18 protein-coding genes are annotated in these 19,314 nt (G+C 63.8%); 7 read left to right on the top strand and 11 right to left on the bottom strand.

Annotation, left to right across the window (positions count from 1 at the left end; all coding sequences use genetic code 11):
- Positions 1 to 243 precede the first annotated feature (243 nt).
- Genes D9M09_RS10135 through D9M09_RS10165 form a run of 7 tightly spaced genes read left to right on the top strand, consistent with a single transcriptional unit; the run spans position 244 to position 6,585 of the window.
- A complete protein-coding gene (locus D9M09_RS10135) occupies positions 244 to 1,122 on the top strand; it encodes a FliM/FliN family flagellar motor switch protein (RefSeq protein ID WP_162995626.1) in 879 nt (292 codons plus the stop codon).
- A gap of 1 nt (position 1,123) precedes the next feature.
- Entirely contained in the window at positions 1,124 to 1,489 is a 366-nt protein-coding gene (locus D9M09_RS10140) for a FliM/FliN family flagellar motor switch protein (RefSeq protein WP_070220030.1), read from the top strand.
- Positions 1,486 to 2,256 (top strand): flagellar type III secretion system pore protein FliP, encoded by a 771-nt coding sequence (gene fliP / locus D9M09_RS10145; protein WP_070289077.1) that lies wholly within the window; start codon positions 1,486 to 1,488, stop codon positions 2,254 to 2,256. Before D9M09_RS10140 ends, fliP begins: the two co-directional genes overlap by 4 nt.
- 3 nt (positions 2,257 to 2,259) lie before the next feature.
- Positions 2,260 to 2,532, top strand: coding sequence for a flagellar biosynthetic protein FliQ (locus D9M09_RS10150; protein ID WP_034757874.1), 273 nt, complete (start codon positions 2,260 to 2,262; stop codon positions 2,530 to 2,532).
- An 11-nt stretch (positions 2,533 to 2,543) separates the two neighbouring features.
- Entirely contained in the window at positions 2,544 to 3,341 is a 798-nt protein-coding gene (locus D9M09_RS10155) for a flagellar biosynthetic protein FliR (RefSeq protein ID WP_086137689.1), read from the top strand.
- Between the two features lie 20 nt (positions 3,342 to 3,361).
- Positions 3,362 to 4,501, top strand: a complete 1,140-nt coding sequence (locus D9M09_RS10160) for an EscU/YscU/HrcU family type III secretion system export apparatus switch protein (protein ID WP_070289078.1) — start codon at positions 3,362 to 3,364, stop codon at positions 4,499 to 4,501.
- Complete coding sequence (locus D9M09_RS10165; protein ID WP_070220038.1) at positions 4,498 to 6,585, top strand: flagellar biosynthesis protein FlhA; 2,088 nt, start codon at positions 4,498 to 4,500, stop codon at positions 6,583 to 6,585. Before D9M09_RS10160 ends, D9M09_RS10165 begins: the two co-directional genes overlap by 4 nt.
- 81 nt (positions 6,586 to 6,666) lie before the next feature.
- Here D9M09_RS10165 and D9M09_RS10170 read toward each other — a convergent pair whose 3' ends face one another.
- The 11 genes from D9M09_RS10170 to D9M09_RS10220 form a co-directional block, all read right to left on the bottom strand.
- Entirely contained in the window at positions 6,667 to 7,773 is a 1,107-nt protein-coding gene (locus D9M09_RS10170; RefSeq protein WP_205602348.1) for a hypothetical protein, read from the bottom strand.
- Positions 7,774 to 7,813: 40 nt separating this feature from the next.
- Complete coding sequence (locus D9M09_RS10175) at positions 7,814 to 8,668, bottom strand: flagellin (RefSeq protein ID WP_121669193.1); 855 nt, start codon at positions 8,666 to 8,668, stop codon at positions 7,814 to 7,816.
- A gap of 191 nt (positions 8,669 to 8,859) precedes the next feature.
- Positions 8,860 to 9,711 carry a flagellin gene (locus D9M09_RS10180; protein WP_121669194.1) on the bottom strand — a complete coding sequence of 284 codons (852 nt, stop codon included), beginning with the start codon at positions 9,709 to 9,711 and terminating at the stop codon, positions 8,860 to 8,862.
- Between the two features lie 164 nt (positions 9,712 to 9,875).
- A complete protein-coding gene (locus tag D9M09_RS10185; RefSeq protein WP_070289081.1) occupies positions 9,876 to 10,895 on the bottom strand; it encodes an aromatic ring-hydroxylating oxygenase subunit alpha in 1,020 nt (339 codons plus the stop codon).
- On the bottom strand, positions 10,892 to 11,524 hold the full coding sequence (locus D9M09_RS10190) for a NeuD/PglB/VioB family sugar acetyltransferase (protein WP_070220049.1): 633 nt from the start codon (positions 11,522 to 11,524) through the stop codon (positions 10,892 to 10,894). The genes D9M09_RS10185 and D9M09_RS10190 overlap by 4 nt, the downstream gene beginning before the upstream one ends.
- Before the next feature lie 8 nt (positions 11,525 to 11,532).
- Complete coding sequence (locus D9M09_RS10195; RefSeq protein ID WP_430886696.1) at positions 11,533 to 12,288, bottom strand: SDR family NAD(P)-dependent oxidoreductase; 756 nt, start codon at positions 12,286 to 12,288, stop codon at positions 11,533 to 11,535.
- A 6-nt stretch (positions 12,289 to 12,294) separates the two neighbouring features.
- Positions 12,295 to 13,350, bottom strand: coding sequence for a ketoacyl-ACP synthase III (locus tag D9M09_RS10200; protein WP_121669195.1), 1,056 nt, complete (start codon positions 13,348 to 13,350; stop codon positions 12,295 to 12,297).
- A gap of 2 nt (positions 13,351 to 13,352) precedes the next feature.
- Complete coding sequence (locus D9M09_RS10205; RefSeq protein ID WP_121669196.1) at positions 13,353 to 13,571, bottom strand: acyl carrier protein; 219 nt, start codon at positions 13,569 to 13,571, stop codon at positions 13,353 to 13,355.
- A 44-nt stretch (positions 13,572 to 13,615) separates the two neighbouring features.
- Complete coding sequence (locus D9M09_RS10210; RefSeq protein ID WP_121669197.1) at positions 13,616 to 14,632, bottom strand: ketoacyl-ACP synthase III; 1,017 nt, start codon at positions 14,630 to 14,632, stop codon at positions 13,616 to 13,618.
- A gap of 43 nt (positions 14,633 to 14,675) precedes the next feature.
- On the bottom strand, positions 14,676 to 15,791 hold the full coding sequence (locus tag D9M09_RS10215; RefSeq protein WP_070310082.1) for a DegT/DnrJ/EryC1/StrS family aminotransferase: 1,116 nt from the start codon (positions 15,789 to 15,791) through the stop codon (positions 14,676 to 14,678).
- Entirely contained in the window at positions 15,788 to 19,000 is a 3,213-nt protein-coding gene (locus tag D9M09_RS10220) for a tetratricopeptide repeat protein (RefSeq protein WP_121669198.1), read from the bottom strand. Before D9M09_RS10220 ends, D9M09_RS10215 begins: the two co-directional genes overlap by 4 nt.
- Between the last annotated feature and the right edge of the window lie 314 nt (positions 19,001 to 19,314).

Below are 19,314 nucleotides of genomic sequence, written 5' to 3' on the forward strand. Positions count from 1 at the left end.
TCGCTATAAGCTTACCTCGAGGCAACTATAAAGTAAAGAGAGGATTGCCTCAAGGAATATTGATACATGGCAATATTTTGCTTTTTCATGTATTGTTCAGCACCGTAGTCATCCAGCATGCGATACGATGCGCAATCGTTTGCTCGCCGGCCGGCCGGTTGGCAAGGCCAAGATGATGCTGTATTTAATTTCGGGCGATCCGTATAATTTGTTCTGCCACCGCAATACCGACATGACCACTACATGACAATCATTACCAAGACAGATCAAACTGCGCGCCATCAAGTCCTCGATTCCTGTCTGCTTGGACGTCCTGTCCATTTGCTGCATGTATTCGGCGCCCAGCTGCGCGACGACCTGGCCGTGGCCCTGCGCCAGCCGATGAGCCGGCGCTACTGGGGCAATTTCCAGATCGATGCCGTGACCTTGTCGCGCGTGGAGAGCGAGGACAGCGCGAATCGCTGGCTGAGTTTTTCCACGCCGGCCGGTCAGCCGGGCTTTGCGCTCGAACGGCAGATCCTCTTGAGCGTGCTGAACTATCGCTACGGTAGTGCCGGCGCCAAGGGCGCGCTGCCCGATCCGGCGCAAGTGCGCGTGACGGCCACGGAAGAGCGCCTCGCTGTGGTGCTGGGACAACAGTTGGTGAACAGTTTGTTCACGCGCATCCACAAGAATCTGCAAACCCTGGGCAAGAGCAGCGAGATCGACACCAGTGCCGAGGTGGCCGTGCAGTCTGGCGTGCACCCGGCGCGCGGCAGCTGGATCGTCACCGTGTCGCTCAGCGACGTCGAGGCGGGGCAGAGCGGCCAGTTCTGGTTCTCGCTGGACAAGCGCCTGATGGCCGATGTGCTGCGCGGCCTGCTGCCCGAACGCGCGCAAGCGAAGAAAGCCTTGCGCGGCAGCGTGCGCCCGCTCGCGTCGCGCCTGCAAGTGACCCTGGAAGGCCGGCTGGTCAGCAAGCAGATGCAGCTGGGCGCCTTGTTCGACCTGCGCGTGGGCGACGTGATTCCCGTCAGTCTGAGCCGTACTGACGTCATGCTGGACGACTCCCGTTTATTTACAGCGGCTGTTTCCGAACACAAGGGCAAGCTCTGTTTAACCTCATTTGAAGATGTCGAATAATATGAATATGACCGATACCAACCAGAGCGAAACCCTGCTGGAAGACCTGGGCGATGACATGATCATCGACCAGGGCGACGTTGCCGACGTGGCCAGCACCCGCGCGCGCCGCGACATTCCGCAGATGATGCGCAAGATTCCCGTCACCCTGACCCTGGAAGTGGGCTCGGCCCGCATTTCGCTGGAAGAGTTGATGGCCATCGGCCCGGAAAGCGTGATCGAACTCGACATGCTGGCCGGCGAACCGCTGGTGATCAAGGTCAATGGCACGCCGATCGGCCGTGCCGAAGTGGTGGTGGCCGGCGAGAACTATGGCCTGAAAGTCATCGACCTCGACGGCCTCAACCTCGACCTGATGACAGCATGAAGCTGGCGGTACCCGGCTTGAGCCGGCGCCGCGGCGCGCTGGCTGCCGCGCTGGCTGTCCCTGTTCTGATGCTGTGCTGCAGCGCCGCCGGCGCGCAGGACCTGCTCGCCGGCGTGGTGCCGGGCGCGAAGACCGACTTGTCGGTGAAGATGCAGATCCTCGTCGTCATGACACTGCTCGGGCTGCTGCCCGTGATGGTCATGATGATGACCAGCTTTACCCGCTTCGTCATCGTGCTGTCCCTGCTGCGCCAGGCCCTGGGCCTGCAGCAGGGCTTGCCCAACCGTATCGTCACCGGCATCGCCCTGATTCTCACCTTGCTGGTCATGCGCCCCATCGGCGACCAGATATGGAAGGACGCGTTCGTGCCTTACGACCGCGACCAGATCGGCATGCAGGAAGCGCTGAAGATCGCCGAAGTGCCGATTTCGCGCTTCATGCTGGCGCAGACGAGCAAGGCCGCGCTGGCGCAGATCGCGCACCTGGCCGGCGAACCGTCGACCATGCGCCCGCAAGACCACAGTTTCACGGTCAAGCTGGCCGCGTTCGTGTTGTCCGAACTCAAGACAGCGTTCCAGATCGGCTGCATGCTGTTCATTCCCTTCCTCATCATCGACCTGGTGGTGGCGTCCGTGCTGATGGCCATGGGCATGATGATGCTCTCGCCGCTCGTCATCTCGCTGCCGTTCAAGCTGCTGCTGTTCGTGCTGGTCGACGGCTGGACGCTGACCGTCAACACCTTAGTTACCAGCATACAGGGCTATTGACCGATGTTTACCCCTGAAGTCGCCGTCGACCTGATCATCGAAGCGCTGCATGTCGTCATGCTGCTGGTGGTGATTCTGGTCGTGCCGGGTTTGCTCATGGGCTTGCTGGTCGCGCTGGTGCAGGCGGCCACCTCGATCAATGAACAGACCATGAGTTTCCTGCCGCGCCTGCTGGTCACCCTGCTGGCCCTGATCCTGGCCGGACGCTGGATGGCCGGTTACCTGATGGATTATTGCGTGTCCATTTTTCAGCGCGCCGCCACCCTGGTCGGATAGCGCCGCGCGCCATGGATCAGATTTTCAATCAGGTGCTGCCGTTTCTGCTGGCCGTGTGGTGGCCGTTCTGCCGCATCCTGGCCATGCTCAGCGCTTCGCCCGTCATCGGCGACGCCATGGTGCCCGTCCCCGTGCGGGTGCTGCTGTCGCTGGTGCTGGCGATCCTGATGCTGCCCGTGATGCAGGCCTCGGGCGTGTCGCAGGACTTGCTGAAGATCGATCCGTTTTCCCTGCATGCGCTCGTCGCCACCCTGGAGCAGGCCGTCATCGGCTTCGTCCTGGGCCTGGCCTTCCACTTCGCCATGTCCGTCATGTCGGTGCTCGGTTACCTCGTGTCGAGCCAGGTGGGTTTTTCCATGGCCGTCATGAACGATCCGCTCAACGGCACCTCGTCGGACGTGATCACGGGGATGCTCACCATCATGTGCATGATCGTGTTTTTCGCCATCGACGGCCACCTCGTGCTGACGGGCGTGATCGGCGCCAGTTTCAAGGCATGGCCCGTGGGGCAGGGCTACGGGCCGCTGCTGCTGCAGACGGTGGCGTATAACGTGGCGTGGATCTTCGCCGCCGCCATGCTGCTGGCCTTGCCCATCGTCTTTTCCACCATGGTGGTGCAACTGGGCTTTGGCTTCCTGAACCGCGTGGCGCCGTCGCTGAACCTGTTTTCGCTGGGCTTTTCCATGATCACCATGTTCGGCCTGCTGATGCTGGGACAGATCGTGCGCTTTATTCCGGAGCACTACATCGCCATGACGAACCGCGTGCTCGACATGATCGCCGAACAGATGCGGGTGGCCCATGGATAGCGCGCGGAAAGGTGTGACGCATGGCGGATAGCAGCACGGGCGACAAGACAGAAAAGGCTTCAGCACAGAAGCTGAAGAAATCGCGCCAGGAAGGGCAGGTGGTGCGTTCGCGCGACCTGTCGACGGCGCTGGGTATTCTGATCAGCATGAAGGTCTTCATTTACCTGCTGCCCGGCTATCTGGTGAGCTTTCGCGAGCTGTTCGCCATGGCCTTCATGCCGCTCGACAGCAAGGGCGCGCTGGACAATGCCATGTCGATGGCGTTTACCACGTCCGTGGGTTTGCTGATCAAGATGATCGTGCCGCTGTTCTGCGTGCCCTTGTTTGTTGTGCTCGGCTCATTGGTCCCTGGCGGCTGGGTCATCAGCACGAAGAACTGGATGCCGAAGATGGAGCGCCTGAGCCCGGCCAAGAACCTGGGCCGCCTGGTGTCGCCCAAGCATGGCTTTGAATTCGGCTTGTCGATCGCCAAGGCCGCCGTGCTGGGCATGGTGCTCGTGCACGTGAGCCGCTCCAGCCTGACGCAGTACGTGGACTTGCAACACCGGCCCCTGCAGCAAGCCATGCTCGACGGCTCGGCGCTGATGCTCGACGGCCTGATGGCGCTCATTTCCGTCTTCGTGCTGTTTGCCATCATCGACGTGCCGGCGCAGGCGTTTTTCTTTGCCCGCAACCAGCGCATGAGCAAGCAGGATGTCAAGGAAGAACATAAAAGCAGCGAAGGGCGGCCCGAAGTGCGCCAGCGCATCCGCCAGCTGCAGCAGCAGATCGGCCGGCGCAGCGTGCGCAAGACCGTGCCCGACGCCGACGTGGTGATCGTCAACCCCGAGCATTACGCCGTCGCGCTCAAGTATGACCAGGACCGCGCCGAGGCGCCGTTTGTCGTTGCCAAGGGCGTCGACGAGATGGCGCTGTATATCCGGCAAGTGGCGAAGGAACACAACATCGAAACGCTGGAGTTGCCGCCGCTGGCGCGCGCCATCTACAACACCAGCCAGGTGCAGCAGCAGATTCCCGTGCAGCTGTACCAGGCCGTGTCGCAGGTGCTCAACTACATCCTGCAGCTGAAAGCATTCCGTACTGGGCAGCGCGCCGCCCAGCCCCCATTTCCCACCGAGGTGGTCGTGCCATCTCATTTGAGCGAGGTAGTACCTTCATGAATTTCCTGAACCGGTTGGTTGCCGAAATGCGCCGCCACAAGTTCGCCACGCCGCTGTTCCTGCTGGTGATCCTGGCGATGATCATCTTGCCGCTGCCGCCCGTGCTGCTCGATATCTTGTTCACTTTCAATATCGTGCTGGCACTGATCGTCATCCTCGTCAGCGTGTCGGCCAAGCGGCCGCTCGACTTCTCCGTCTTCCCGACGGTGATTCTGGCCACCACCATGCTCAGGCTGACCCTGAACGTGGCGTCCACGCGCGTGGTGCTGCTGCACGGCCATACGGGCGCGGATGCGGCCGGTAAGGTGATCGAGGCGTTTGGTAACGTGGTCATCGGCGGTAACTTCGTCGTCGGTATCGTCGTCTTCGTGATTTTGATGATCATCAACTTCGCCGTCGTCACCAAGGGCGCCGAGCGTATTTCCGAGGTGTCGGCGCGCTTTACCCTCGATGCCTTGCCGGGCAAGCAGATGGCGATCGACGCTGACCTGAACGCCGGCCTGATCAATCAGGAAAAAGCCCAGATCCGCCGCAAGGACGTGGCCGCCGAAGCCGACTTCTATGGCGCCATGGATGGCGCATCGAAGTTCGTGCGCGGCGATGCCGTCGCCAGTATCCTGATTTTGATCATCAATATGGTCGGCGGCGTGGCCATCGGCTCGCTGATGCACGACCTGTCGTTCGGCGACGCTTTCCGCCAGTACGCACTGCTGACCATCGGCGATGGCCTGGTGGCGCAGATTCCGGCGCTGCTGCTGTCGGCCGCGGCCGCCATCCTGGTGACCCGCATCAGCGATTCGGGCGATTTCGAGCAGCAAGTGGCGGGCCAGGTGCTGACCTCGCCAACGGTGATCTACAGCGCGGCCGGCATGATGGTGGCGCTGGCCCTGATTCCTGGCATGCCGTGGTTCATGTTCATGACCTTTGCCGCCGTGCTGGCCTTTGTTGCCTGGCGCCTGACCAAGCGCGTGAAGGGGCCCGACGCGGCCGGCATGGCGGCCATCGAGGCGGCCTTGCGCGACGACAAGCCTGCCGAACTGGAGTGGCAGCAACTGCCCGCCGTGCAGCCGCTGATGGTGATGCTCGGCTATAAGCTGGTCGGCATGGTGGATAAAACGCAAGGCGAACCTTTGACCAAGCGCGTCAAGGGCGTGCGCCAGAGCCTGTCCGAAGCGATGGGCTTGCTGCTGCCGAATATCGGCGTGCGCGACGATCTGGCCCTGAAACCGTCGCAGTACGCGATCGTGCTGTCGGGCACCGTGGTGGCGCAGGCGGAAGTGCAGGCCGACCGGCTGATGGCGATCCCGTCGCCGAACGTGTATGGCCAGCTCGACGGCATTCCCGGCATCGAACCGGCCTACGGCATGCCCGTCACGTGGATCGAGCCGAGTGAAAAGGCGCATGCGCTGGGCCTCGGTTACCAGGTCATCGAGGCGCCCAGCGTGATCGCCACGCACTTGTCGAAAATGGTGCGCGAATACCTGCCGGAACTGTTCCGCCACGAAGACGTGTCGAACCTGATGGAGCGCCTGACGGCCCTGTCGCCGAAGCTGGCCGGTGCGCTGGACAAGGCCCTGACGCACACGCAGATGCTGCGCGTGTTCCGTGTCTTGTTGGCGGAAAATGTGTCCCTGAAGGATATCGTGCCCATCGCCACCACCTTGCTCGACAGTTCGGAAACGACCAAGGACCCGATCCTGCTGGCGGCCGAGGTGCGTTGCGCGCTGCGGCGCCAGATCGTCAGCGGCCTGTTCGGCCAGAAGATGGAAATGCAGGCGTTTAATCTGGGCGGCGAACTGGAAAACATGCTGCTCGGTTCCTTGAACCAGGCGCGCCAGTCGGGCAAGGTGACGCTCGATAACTATCCGATCGACCCGCATCTGCTGTCGCAGCTGCAAGTGAACATGCCGGTGGCGCGCGAGCAGATGAAGCAGCAGGCCACGCCGCCGCTGCTGCTGGTGCTGCCGCAGATCCGTCCGCTGCTGGCCCGCTACGCGCGCCTGTTCGCGCCAGGCCTGCACGTGCTGTCATACAATGAAATTCCGGAAAACCGCGAAGTGAGCATCATCGGCACGGTGGGCTAGTACGGTGAATTGAAAGAAAAACGGCGCCGCGGGCGCCGTTTTTTTATGTTGCTTTAATCCTGTTGCATCAATCCTGCTGCATCAATCCTGCTCGTCGATGGGCGGCAGCAGGTCGTGCTCCTGGCCGTCGGCCAGCAGCAGCACGGTGCCGCCCTGCGCCGCGTCTTCCGCGTCGCCATAGTCGTAGCCGAGCGGCGCCGCCACTTCCTTCGAGACAAAGATGGCCTCCTCTTCGGCTTGGGCTTCGGCCGCAGCCGCCGCGGGCGCATCGGGATCGGCCGCCGCTTCCGCTTCCGGCTGCGTCAGCAGCAGGGCCACTTCGGCCATCGCGCGGAACAGGGGCAGCGACAGCGAGGCGGCGCCCGCCTGCATCGGGTAATTGCCGTGCATGCGCTGTGCATGCAGCTGGCGATTCAGGCGGCAGCGCACCAGGCGCAGGCCCGCGCGCCGCACGGCGTCGGCGATCTCGGGCAGGGCCAGGCGCAGATGGCGCAGCGCGGCTTCCTCGTCGGCGGCCAGTTCCAGCAGCACGCCGTCGCCGGACGGCTCCATCTGGATCACCACCCGGCCGATGCCGATGATGATCAGCTCGACGCGCAGCGCCACCTTGCCGCGCCGCCTCGGCGTTGCCTCTTCGTCTACGTCGCTGGCCAGCACGCGCAGCAGCAGGCGCTGGCCGCCCCAGCCATACACGGCAAAGCGCCACGCTTCGCTGTCGACCGTCAGTGGCGGACGGGCGCCTTCGCGCAGCAGGGCCGGTTGCTGCTCGGCCATGAAGAGGTTGCCCGGCACGTGCTGGCCGCGCGCCTGTTCCTGCAGGGCCGCATATTGTTCGCCATAGGTCCTGACCATCACGCGCCACGAGGCGGCCAGCTGCGCCGCGTCGGGCGGTTGCCAGACGAGCTGGCGCGTGAAGAACAGCTGATTGACCTGCATGGCGCTGCTGTCGCGCGGCAAGGCGCCGCCCGTGCCGTCGGCATTGGGCTTGATGAGCGACGCCAGGCTGTCCTGGCCCGGCTGCTGCAGCTGGGCGGGCAGGGCGCCGGCGTCGGGCGCGGGCGCCATGTAGGGGCCGATCGGCACCAGCGGCTGCACCACGCCCGGCACCATCGGCGTCGCGGGGCTGACGTCGAAGCGCTGGGTAATCAGGGGCACCGGATTGCCCGATGAAATGCGGTCTATCGCCATGCCACTATGTCCAGATCTGGTTCCATCAAAAAGCCTGCCGTCATGGCTGCAACAGGGAGAGTATCATTTTGTGCATGCTCTGGCTTTGCTTGAGCATTGCCGTGCTCGCTTGCAGCAACATTTGCGCCGACGTCATGTTCGCGCTTTCGGCCGCGTAATCGACATCCATGATGCGGCCGATGGCAGCCTTGGTGTTGGTGGCCATGTTCGACAGGTTGGTGTGCACGTGGTCCAGGCGGTTGCCGGCGGCGCCCAGGGCCGAGCGCACGCCGCCCACATCGTCGATGGCTGCTTCCAGCAGGGCGATGCTGGCATTCGCGCTGCCCGTCAATTCGTTGCCGGTGGCGGGTGCGCCGAAGTTGGCGCTGGCCGCGCCGAGCGAGGCCAGCACGCCGGCCATCTTGCCCGAGATGTCGAACACCATCGTTTCGCTCTGGCTGGCGCCGATCTGGAAGGTCATCGACGACGCCAGCGTACCGCCGGCCAGCAGTTTGTTGCCGCCATAGCTGGTGTTTTTCATGACGTTGGCCAGTTCCAGGCCCAGGGCGTCGTATTCGGCCTGCATGGCGACCTTGTCCTTGGCGCCGGACGATGCATCGGCGGCCTGGGTGGCCAGGTCCTTCATGCGGATCAGCATGGTGTTCACTTCGTCGAACGCGCCTTCGGCCGTCTGCAGCATCGAGGTGCTGTTTTGCGTGTTGCGCATGGCGACGGCCATGCCGCTCGCCTGTGCCCGCAGCCGGGTCGCGATTTGCAGGCCGGCGGCGTCATCCATGGCCGAATTGATGCGAAAGCCGGTGGAGAGCCGCGTCATCGAGGTCGACAGCAGCGATTGCGCGCGTGCGGCGGCATTTTGTGCGGCCAGTGCTGCGATATTCGTATGGAGACTGAGCACTCGGCGATTCCTGTGGATGACGGCTGTTGGGCGGGCTTGCCCATCAAACAGGCGACCATGCGTGCCGCATCGTTAAAGATTGCCAGCAAATAGTTACTCTTGCGTGCAAAGGCGAGATACCGGGGACGAAAAAAAACCAGGCCAAGGCCTGGTTTTCAGCGACTGGCCGCGAACGGCCAGGCAGGGACATATTATTGCAGCAGGGACATGACCATCGAGGACATGCTGTTGCTTTGTTTCAACATTGCGGTGCCAGCTTGCAGCAGCATTTGCGACGACGTCATGTTCGAGCTTTCGGTAGCGAAGTCGACGTCCATGATGCGGCCGGTAGCGGCTTTGGTGTTGGTGGCGATGTTGGACAAGTTGGTGTTGACGTGGTCCAGACGGTTTGCAGCAGCACCCAGTGCCGAGCGAACGGTGCCGACGTCGCCGATTGCCGTTTCCAGCAGGGCGATGGTGGCGTTGGCGGAGCTGGTCAGCTCGGAGCCGCCTGCAGTCGCGGCGTAGTTGGCGGTAGCCGACGTCAGCGATGCCACCAGGCTGGTCATTTTGGCCGAAACGTCAAATGCCATCGTTTCGGATTGGCTTGCGCCGATCTGGAACGTCATCGACGAGGCCAGCGTGCCGCCTACCAGCAGCTTGTTGCCGCCGAAGGTGGTGTTTTTCATCACGTTCGACAGTTCCAGGCCCAGTGCATCGTATTCCGACTGCATGGCGGTCTTGTCTTTGGCGCCCGACGAAGCATCGGCTGCCTGGGTTGCCAGATCCTTCATGCGGATCAGCATGTTGGTGACTTCGTCAAACGCGCCTTCAGCCGTTTGCAGCATCGAGGTGCTGTTCTGGGTGTTCGACATTGCAACGGTCATGCCGCTGGTTTGTGCTTTCAGGCGGGTTGCGATTTGCAAGCCTGCTGCGTCATCCATTGCCGAGTTGATGCGGAAGCCGGTGCTCAGGCGCGTCATCGAGGTCGACAGTTGGTTTTGGGTGCGGGTGATCGAATTTTGTGCGGACAGTGCAGCGTTGTTAGTGTGAAGGCTCAGCATGGTGTAACTCCTGGTTTGGTGGGTTCAGTCCGGAGCAACGGTTCTTTGTGCTCTCCCAAGTACAAGACGACCATCCGCATAAGCTTATTAAATGCTTTGTGGAAATTTTTTAAAATTCTTTTTAAAAAAGTTTCACATCGGCCGGCGAGGCCGCCGCCAGCCCCCTAAGACTGGCTTGCCGCCGCGAGGCAGGCCCGGAAATGCGCGATCTTTGCCTCGTCGCTGGAAAGGATCTTGAAGCGCGCGCTGTCGGCCGCCTGGACGGCTATGCGCTTGCAGATGGCATGGTCTTCCTCGAATACCTGGCGATTCATCTGCGCGCTCGAGTCGAAAAAGCCCTGCAGCGTAGCGCTGGCGGCGGGCTTGGTTGCGGCCATGAGCAGGCGGCTGGAGAAATGCGTGCGCTGCGCTTGCGTTGACGGAAAGAAATGCTGCAGCGAATACGAATATGAAAACGTCGACGAGAGCATGGTAAACGGGAACAGGTACAGGCTCTGGTAGCCCTCGAACTGGCTGTCGAGCTGGAACAGGCGTTTGACGGAGCGCAGTTTCCTGGCCATGCCGGCGTTGCCCAAGCCCGCTTCCCATGTCGACGTCCAGTCCGTGAAACGGTTTTCGCCGTCGTCCAGTTGCAGTTGCGCCAGCGATTCCGGGTGCACGAACGGCACGTGCAGCGGCTCGAGCGCATTTTCCAGCGCGATACGCCAGTCGCACTCATAGTCATAGGCGTTGAAATCGCCCAGGCCGGCGACGTTGAAGGAAATGTTTTCCAAGGTGGCCTGGGTCTCGCCCAGCTGCGCTTCGAGCGGCATGCGCGGCTGTGGCGAGGCGAACAGGAAATCGGCGCACCAGTCCAGCTGCAGCACCTGCAGGCGGGCATTGTCCAGCTCGGCCGGCGCGTAGCGTTCGCGGCAGGGGATGTGCATGGCGCCGGCCCGGTAGGCCCAGCCATGGTAGGGGCAGGCCAGCGGCGCATTGCCGCGTTTTTCGGTGAAGAAGCGCGTGCCGCGGTGCGGACACAGATTGTCGAAGGCGATCAGCTCGCCCTGGTCGTTGTAGACGACCACTTCCTCGCCCAGCCAGTCGAGTTTCAGATAGTCGCCGCTGGCCGGCAATTCGCTGCGGTGGCACAGCAAGTGCCAGAACTGGTCGCGCAGCTGCCGCGTCTCGGAGATGGTGCTCATAGTGTCTTTGCCGGTGGCGTGTAAACGGTGGCGCCGGCGGCCACGCGGCGCATGACGACGGCGCCGGCGCCGACCGTGGCGCCGGCGCCGACGCTCACGCGTGGCAGGATGGATGCGCCCGAGCCGACCATGACGGCCTGGCCCAGATGCACGCCGCCCGTGATGTCGACGTGCGAGCTGAGCGTGCAGCCCCGTTCCAGCACCGCGTCATGGCCGACGCTGGCGTAGCTGTTGATGGTGACATAGTCGCCCAGTTCGCTGCCCGCCGAGACGAGGGCGAACGGGCAGACGACGGCGCCCTGGCCGATGCGGGCCGTGCGCGCGACCACGGCGCTGGGATGGATCAGCGTATGGAAACGGGCGCCGCGCGCGGCCAGCGCCAGCGCCACTTCCAGCCGGGCTTTCGGTGCGCCGATGGCCAGCAGCAGCGCCTCGCCGGCCGCCGGCCGGTAGTCGCTGATGCTGCCCAGCACGGGGTACGGGTAGTCGGCGTCGAGCATGGGCGCGGGCGGCAGCGTGTCGTCGAGCAAGCCGCCGATGCGGGCCGTGGCCGGGTCGAGGCTGTCTTCCAGCCAGCACAGCAATTCTCGGGCGAAGCGTCCGGCGCCGACGATGAGGATGGTTTGCATGAATACTCCTAACGGGCCAGGTAGCCGCCGTCGACGGCCCAGGTGGCGCCGCTGACCCAGCGCGCCGCCGGCGACAGCAAAAAGGCCGCCGTCTGCGCGATGTCGCTGCTGCGGCCGAAGCCGAGCGGATGGCGCTCCGCGTAGGCGCGCATGGCCTCGTCAGGCAAGCCACGGCTCAGGCGCGCGTGCATTTCCGTTTCGACGGCGCCGGCGGCAATGCTGTTGACGCGCATGCCGCGCGGCGCCAGTTCCACGGCCAGGGCGCGCACCAGGCCGTCAATGGCGGCCTTGGCCGCCGAATACACGCTCATGCCGGACTGGCCGCTCTGGCCCGCCACGGATGACATGAAGAGCAGGGCCGCGCCATCGCTGAGCACGCCGCGCAGGGCGGCGCCGCGCGCCAGCGCCAGCGCCGTCTTGACGCTGGAGGCGAAGACGTCGTCAAACTGTTGCGCCTTGGATAATTTGACCGGGCGCAATAACTCGATGCCGGCCGCATGGAAGATGCCGTTCAAGGGCGCCTCAAGCGTGGCTTGCCTGAGGAAGTCGACGATGTGGTCGCCGCCGTCGAGTTCGAGCACTTCGGCCCGGTGGCCGCTGCCGTCGAGGGCCTGCAGGGTTTGCTCCAGGCGAGCCGGGTCGCGTCCGCTGATCAGCAGTTGCGCGCCGCAGCGCGCCAGCAGCAGGGCCGTGTCGCGGCCGATGCCGGACGAGGCGCCGGTGACGAGGATGCGCTGGCCGGCCAGCATGTCGGGTTGAAAGATCATGGTTCAGACTTCGATAAGGCGGTTGACGGTCAGCGATTGCAGGCCCAGCACGGCCGCCGACCAGGAATAGCCGACGCCAAAGCCGAACATGGCGATGGTCTGGCCCTGTGCCGCCGCTCCCAGGCTGTCGGCGATCAGCAGGGGGATGGAGGCGCTGGACGTGTTGCCATAGCGGTCCATGTTGATCGGTGCGCGCCCGGCTGGCAATTTGGCTTTTTTGATAATGTGCTTGAGCATGAAGGTATTTGCCTGGTGAAACAGGAAGGCATCGATTTCGTCGCTCGTGCGGTTTGCCAGGCGCAGCAGGTCCGCCACCAGCGGCGGAATGCTCTTCAGCGTGAAATTGAAGATTTCGCCGCCGTCCATGTACAGCTTGGCGGGATCGCGCTGCGCCAGGCGCGCATCGTCGCCGGCGTAGGGGCGGCAGGCGCTGGCAGCCATCATCAGGTGCCGTTCGCCGCCGCCGTCGCTGCCGACGATGAAATGGGTGGGCGCCGCCGCCGCATCGAATTCCAGCGCCGTGGCCGTGCCGGCGTCGCCAAACAGCAGCGCGGTGGCGCGGTCGGTCTCATCGACGGTCTTGCTGATGGTGTCGCCCACCAGCAGCAGGATGCGGCACATGGCCTGGCCGTCGAGCATCTTCGCCGCCAGCCACAGGCCATACGCGTAGGCCGAGCAGCCGAGGTTGATGTCGAAGGCGGCGCAAGCCTTGTGCAGGCCCAGGCGTCCATGCAGGGCGCAGGCGGTAGCCGGCAGCACGTAATCGGGGGTTTGCGAGATGAAGATCAGGGCGTCGATGCTGTCGCGCTCCCAGCCCAGGTCGTCGAGCAGGGTTTGTGCCGCCGCCTGGCACAGGTCGGCCGTCGTCTGGCCATCGGCGGCGCGGCGGCGCGACTGCACGCCGATCATCTTGCTCACGTCGGCCACCGCCTCGGCGCCGAAGCGCTCGGCCAGGTCGGCATTGTGGACTTGCGTGCGCGGCAGCGCGCACACCACGCCGCGCATGGCCAGATGGGCGGTGCTGAAGGGCAGTCCCGATTCCAGGCGCTGGCTGGACATGGTCAGACCTTGACGGCGATCAATGCCAGCACGTCGGCCAGGGTCTCGCAATTGGCCAGGGCCTGGCCTTCGAGCATCTGATCGAACAGCTCATCGGCCAGGGCGATGGTGGAAATGATGGCCAGCGAATCCCAGGCGTAATCGCCCAGTTTCAGGGCCGGCACGACTTTGTCGGCGTCGATTTCCAGGATGTCGGCCATGCCGTTGAAAAATTCTTGCATTGTGTTTCCTTTCAGAGAAGTTCAGTACGCAGACGCGCGGGCGCCTACAGGCGCGCCAGCGTGCCGGCCCAGGAATAGCCGACGCCAAAGCCCAGCAGCAGGGCCGTGTCGCCCGGCACGATGCGTCCCGAGGCGCGCGCGCGGGCAATGGCGATGGGAATGGTCGAGGAGACGGTATTGCCGACAGTATCGATTTCAATCACAAATTTGTCTTCCGGAATGCGTATTTTGCGGCGCAAGGCGTCAAGCATGAATTTGTTTGCCTGATGGAAGATCACATGATCGATGTCATCGAGGGTCTTGCCGGCCGTGTCCAGCAGCTCCTGCATTGTACGCGGCACGGCGCCCAAGGTGAACTGGACGATCTGCGCGCCATCCATGAACAGGTCGTCCTGGCTGCGCCAGTTGCCGGACGCGTCTTCGACGGGCATGGCGGTGGCCGCGCTGCGGGCCGTGCGCATGCCGCCGGCCGGCACGATCAGGTTGTTCGCGCCGCTGCCATCCGTGCCCAGGACGAAAGGCCCCAGCGCCAGTTCGGGCGCGCCGCCGGCGATCACGCTGGCGGCGGCGCCGTCGCCGAACAGCGTGCGTACGCTGCGGTCGCGCGCGTTGATGTACTTGGAATAGGTGTCTGCCGTCAGCAGCAGCACTTTCTTGCGGATGCCGCTCTCGATCAGGCCCTTGGCCATGGCCAGCGCGTAGACGTAGCCGGAACAGCCGAGGTTGATGTCGAGCGCGCCGCAGGAGGTCGGCAAGCCAAGCCGCTGCTGCAGCACGCAGGCGCTGCTGGGCAGCAGGTAGTCGGGCGCCTGCGTGCACAGGATCAGGAAATCGATGTCGCCGCGCGCGACGTCATGCGTGGCGAACAGCTTTTCCGCAGCATGGAAGGCCAGGTCGCTGGCCGTTTCATGTTCCGCGGCGATATGCCGTTGCGCAATGCCCGTCTTGTCGAGGATTTTTTGCGCCGGCCAGTCGATGAACTCCTGTTCCAGCGCGGCATTCGTCAGGATCGCCTGCGGCAGGTGGTAGGCGATCGCGGTAAGGTGGGCGTAGTGGGGCATGCGGTGGCCGTTCGGTCTGGGTCAATAGGGAAGGGCGGGGCGCTCAGGCCGCCCCGGCGATCAGGGCGGTGATCGCGTCCACGCTCGACAGCTCGAGGGCCGGGTAGATCGGCAGGCAGATCACCTGGGATGCGGCCTGGCGCGCGACCGGCAGATTGGCATGCGCGGCGGACGGCATGCCGCGGTACATGGGGAAATCGCTGATGAGCGGGTAGAAATAGCGCCGCGCGTAGATTTCGTGATCGCGCAGCCGCTGGAACAGCGCGTCGCGCGCCAGCGGATACCCGGGCCCGACGAGGATGGGAAAGTAGGCGTGATTGGCCGCTTCGGCGTCGGCCGCTTCCAGGCAGGTGATGCCCGCGACGCCGGCCAGACGCTCGCGGTAGTGGGCGTCGATGCTGCGCCGCTGTTGCCGCGCCTGGTCGATGCCCTTCAGCTGCAGCAGGCCGAAGGCGGCATTGATTTCGCTCATCTTGCCGTTGATGCCGGCGGCGACGACGGTGACTTCGTCGACAAAGCCGAAATTTTTCAGATGGTCGATGCGCTGCTTGGTCTTGGCGTCCGGGCAGACGATGGCGCCGCCTTCGAAGGTGTTGAAGATCTTCGTCGCATGAAAGCTGATCACGGACAGGTCGCCGTAATTGAGGACGCTGGTGCCCCCATGGCGCACGCCGAACGCATGCGCGGCGTCATAGATGACCTTCAGATCGTAATTGTCGGCAATCTTCTGGATGGCGTCGACATCGCAGGGCTGGCCATAGCAGTGCACGGGCATGATGGCCGTGGTCTGCGCCGTGATGGCCGCCTCGATGCGCGCCGGATCGAGGTTCAGCGTGCGCGCATCGATGTCGGCGAAGACGGGCTTGATGTCATTCCACAGCAGCGAATGGGCCGTGGCAACGAAGGAATACGGCGTCGTGATGACTTCGCCCTTCACGCGCAAGGCTTGCAAGGCCGTCATCAATGCCAGCGTTCCATTGGTAAACAGGCAGATATGCCGCACGCCCAGGTAGTCGCACAGCGCTTTTTCCAGCTGCTGGTGGAAGGGGCCGCCATTGGTGAGGATCTTGTTTTCCCAGATGCTTTCCAGGTATGGCAGGAAATCCTGCAGGTCCGGCAGCAGCGGCTGGGTGACGTAGATGGGTTTGGCGTCGCTCATGCCGCTATCTCCCCGGGCAACTGACTGTCGAGCGGCGCGTCGAAGCTGACTGGCGGCAAGTCTTCGCACCAGCGCTGCCAGGCCAGGCGCAGGCTGTTGGCCAGGCCTTCCGCAATCAACTTCGGCTGGCCCAGCGCCGTTTGCGCCAGGCGGTGCCGGGTGCTGAAGCGGTAGGCGCCCAGCAGCATGGGGTTGGCCGCCATGTACAGGGCCTTGCTGACAAATTCCTCGTCATCGCGGGCGATGAATTCCTCCAGCTGCACGTGGCGCAGAATCGAGGTGCCGGCGCGGCTCGGTACTGTCGGTCCGGCAACGGTGAGGGTGGGCACGCCCATCCACAAGCCGTGGAAGGTGGTGGTGCCGCCACCGTAAGGCTCCGTATCGAGGCACATGTCGACGCGGTGATGCATGGCCAGGAAGTTGGCCATGTTGGCGCGCGGTTCGAAGATCAGGCGGTCGGCGCTGATGCCTTCTTCGGCGAACCACGCCGTCAGCCCGGGGTGGGGGCCGGGCGCCGGCATGGCGGCCAGCAGCATCCTGGCGTCCGGGATGGCGCGCAAGACCCTGGCCCAGCGCGCGATGGTTTGGCGGTTGAGCTTGTTAGGGCGGTTGAAGCTGCCGAAAGTCAGGTATTTGTTCTTCAGCACGGGCGCCGGCAGGATGCCGTCCGCATTTTCGGATGGCAGGAATGGGGCGATGGTCGGCAGGAAGATCAGTTTTTCCGTGAAATGGCTGGCGAATGTCTCCGGCGGCGAGAAATGACGGTCGCTCAGGTAGTAATCCATGGCCTGCAGGCCCGTTGTCAGCGGATAGCCGATCCAGCTCATCTGTATGGGCGCCGGCTTGCGGGCAAAGGCCAGCAGGCAATTCTTGGCCGTATGCCCGGACAGGTCGATCAGGATGTCGATGCCGTCGGCGCGGATGCGCTCGGCCAGCTTTTCCTGGCTCAGGTGGGTCACTGGCAGCCAGTTGGGCAGCAGTTGCGCGATACGCATGGTGACATTGTCGACGCGGCTATTGTTATAGTACGCATACAGCGAAAACTGCGGCATCGCCACCAGTTCCTCGAGCAGGGGCGTAATGAAATGCGCCACGGCATGGTTGCAGAAGTCGCCCGAGACCAGGCCGATCTTCAACTGGCGCTGCGGGTCGCGCTCGTTCGCGTGCGGCTGCCACGCGGCGCGCAGCGGCGTTTCGTAGCGCTCGCCGAAGCCGAAATGCTCGGCCACCATGGCGGCAGGGTCGTCGGCATGCATGTGCGACAGGCCGAACAGCATGTTGCTGTAGACCTCATCGTACTGCGGATACCTGGCCAGAGCCGTGCGGCATGCCTGGACGGCGTCGTCGGTGCGGCCCATCTCGCTGTAGGTCGCGCAGGTATTCAAGTGGGAACCGATGAAGTCGTCCTGGATTTCCAGCGAGCGCGCATAGCTGGCCAGCGCTTCGTCGTAGCGCTTCAGCGAGCGCAGGCAATTGCCCATCGTAAAGTGAACGCGGCTGGAGTCGGGCGCGATGTCGCGTGCGCGCTGCAGATACTCGAGCGCCTGTTCCGACTGGCCGCTATCCTCGAACGCCACGCTCAGGTTGCAATGGATCAGCGATGAGCGCGGGTCCAGTTCCAGCGCGTGCTGGTAGATGCGGATCGCCTGGGGATAATCGCCGGCGTCCTGCACGGCGATGGCCAGGTCATTGTGCAGGTTGGCGACATCGGGCGCCAGGGCGAGCGCTTGCCGGTAAGCGACTTGCGCTTCCTCAAAGCGGCGCATTTGCTTGAGGCAATGTCCGAGGCAGGTGTGCGCCTGCAGCTTGTCTGGCGCCAGCTGTACCGCACGCTGGTGCAGGGCCAGCGCTTCGTCGAGTTCGCCGACCGATTGCAGGCCCAGGCCCAGCTGGGTGTGCGCGTCGGCGCTGTCCGGCTGGAGCTCCAGGGCGCGGCGATAGCTGGCGATCGCCGCATCGAATTCGCCCAGACTCACCAGCACGCCGCCCAGGTTGGAGTGGGCCTGGGAATAGTCGGGCTGCACTGCCAGCGCCTGACGATAGGCATCGGCGGCGTCGTCGAGCCGCTGCTGCGACTGCAGGCTGTTGCCCAGGCCATTCCACAGGTCCGCATGGCGCGGCGCCAGCGACAAGGCCGTGCGATAGCTCGCTTCCGACTGCGCGTACTGCTCCAGATTCTGTAGCGCGGCGCCGAGGTTGCTGTGCGCCATCACCAGCCGGGGCTCGAGCGCCAGCGCGCGGCGATAGCTGTCGGCCGCTTCCTCATTGCGCTCCAGCGCCTGCAGGGCATTGCCCAGGTTGCAGAGCACTTCGGCGTCGCCGGGCATGCTTGCCAGGGCGGCATTGTAGGCGCCGACGGCACCGTCGAGGTCGCCACGCGCCTTGCGCGTATTGCCCAGGTTAAAGTGCGCCATGCCATAGTCGGGCCGCAGGGCAATGGCCTGCAGATAGGCGTCTTCCGCTTCCGCCAGGGCGCCGAGCGCCAGCAGGGCGCCGCCCAGGTTGCTGTGCGCTTCGGCGAATGCCGGATTGAACTGCAACGCCTGCTGGTAGGACTGGACCGCTTGCGCATGTTCCCCGCGTGCCTGCCACGCATTGGCCAGATTGCAATGGGCTTCGGCGTCATACGGGGTGAGCTGGACAGTGGTTTGCAGCGCGTCGAGGGCATCCTTGCCCTGCGCCTGCAGGACAGTGCCGAGTACGCTCCAGGCAAAATCGGAGGTGGGGTAGCGCGCAATCAGCGCCCGGGTGGCCGTTTCCATTTCCACATACCGTGCCGCCTGGTACAGCTCCACCACGTGCTGGCATTCGTCGGCCGTGGGCGCGGCAGCAATCGCCGCGGCGATACGTGCGCGCAAGGTTTGCGCCTGGTCGTTATCGAGGCCGCGGCCGATGGCCGTATCGATGATGTCGAGCGCTTCGTCCCGTTCGCCCGCCTTGAGCAAGCCGTCGGCAAGCGATAGCCAGAACTGGCCTTCGTCGGGATTGACCGACAGCGCCTTGCGCAGATACGGCAGTCCTGCCCGGAACTGGCCTACCTGGCCGGCCAGCAAACCCATATTGTGGTTGGCGATGGCATGGTAGGGCTGGGCTTGCAGGATGGCGACATACAGGTCTTCCGCCTCTTCCAGGTGGCCCGCCTGATGCGCTTTCAGCGCCAGCGCCAGTTGGGTGTCGAGTTGCGTTTCCAGGGTGGCGTCAGCGTTCATGAGAGGGAAGAAAAGTGTACCAGCGGCAATTGTAACTGCTGGGAGTGGCGAATAGAAAATTTCCCCAAGGAATTTTGCCCTAGTGCATCATTGAACAAATTTTGGTGTTCCTGGCAGGCCACAGCGGCAAGAAAGATTGCAATAAAAGTAAAAGATTCCGGCATCGGCAAGTGGGGGATGCCGGAATCTTGCCTTGGCTGTGCTGTCTGGCGCTGCAGTGACATAGCCAGATAAAGAAAGCGCGGCCACCCGAGGGTGCCGCGCTGTTGTCCAGCTACGCGTGATGACGCGATGACGCGATGATGCGATGACGC

This window comes from Janthinobacterium agaricidamnosum, assembly GCF_003667705.1.
Taxonomy (GTDB): domain Bacteria; phylum Pseudomonadota; class Gammaproteobacteria; order Burkholderiales; family Burkholderiaceae_D; genus Janthinobacterium.

What these genes read in the sequence shown, in the direction of transcription:
- D9M09_RS10170 (WP_205602348.1), bottom strand. Translation starts at nt 7,773, where the DNA reads ATGGCGATAGACCGCATTTCATCGGGCAATCCGGTGCCCCTGATTACC.
- D9M09_RS10140 (WP_070220030.1), top strand. Translation starts at nt 1,124, where the DNA reads ATGAATATGACCGATACCAACCAGAGCGAAACCCTGCTGGAAGACCTG.
- D9M09_RS10220 (WP_121669198.1), bottom strand. Translation starts at nt 19,000, where the DNA reads ATGAACGCTGACGCCACCCTGGAAACGCAACTCGACACCCAACTGGCG.
- D9M09_RS10160 (WP_070289078.1), top strand. Translation starts at nt 3,362, where the DNA reads ATGGCGGATAGCAGCACGGGCGACAAGACAGAAAAGGCTTCAGCACAG.
- fliP (WP_070289077.1), top strand. Translation starts at nt 1,486, where the DNA reads ATGAAGCTGGCGGTACCCGGCTTGAGCCGGCGCCGCGGCGCGCTGGCT.
- D9M09_RS10215 (WP_070310082.1), bottom strand. Translation starts at nt 15,791, where the DNA reads ATGAGCGACGCCAAACCCATCTACGTCACCCAGCCGCTGCTGCCGGAC.
- D9M09_RS10185 (WP_070289081.1), bottom strand. Translation starts at nt 10,895, where the DNA reads ATGAGCACCATCTCCGAGACGCGGCAGCTGCGCGACCAGTTCTGGCAC.
- D9M09_RS10150 (WP_034757874.1), top strand. Translation starts at nt 2,260, where the DNA reads ATGTTTACCCCTGAAGTCGCCGTCGACCTGATCATCGAAGCGCTGCAT.
- D9M09_RS10155 (WP_086137689.1), top strand. Translation starts at nt 2,544, where the DNA reads ATGGATCAGATTTTCAATCAGGTGCTGCCGTTTCTGCTGGCCGTGTGG.
- D9M09_RS10190 (WP_070220049.1), bottom strand. Translation starts at nt 11,524, where the DNA reads ATGCAAACCATCCTCATCGTCGGCGCCGGACGCTTCGCCCGAGAATTG.
- D9M09_RS10165 (WP_070220038.1), top strand. Translation starts at nt 4,498, where the DNA reads ATGAATTTCCTGAACCGGTTGGTTGCCGAAATGCGCCGCCACAAGTTC.
- D9M09_RS10210 (WP_121669197.1), bottom strand. Translation starts at nt 14,632, where the DNA reads ATGCCCCACTACGCCCACCTTACCGCGATCGCCTACCACCTGCCGCAG.
- D9M09_RS10200 (WP_121669195.1), bottom strand. Translation starts at nt 13,350, where the DNA reads ATGTCCAGCCAGCGCCTGGAATCGGGACTGCCCTTCAGCACCGCCCAT.
- D9M09_RS10180 (WP_121669194.1), bottom strand. Translation starts at nt 9,711, where the DNA reads ATGCTGAGCCTTCACACTAACAACGCTGCACTGTCCGCACAAAATTCG.
- D9M09_RS10205 (WP_121669196.1), bottom strand. Translation starts at nt 13,571, where the DNA reads ATGCAAGAATTTTTCAACGGCATGGCCGACATCCTGGAAATCGACGCC.
- D9M09_RS10135 (WP_162995626.1), top strand. Translation starts at nt 244, where the DNA reads ATGACAATCATTACCAAGACAGATCAAACTGCGCGCCATCAAGTCCTC.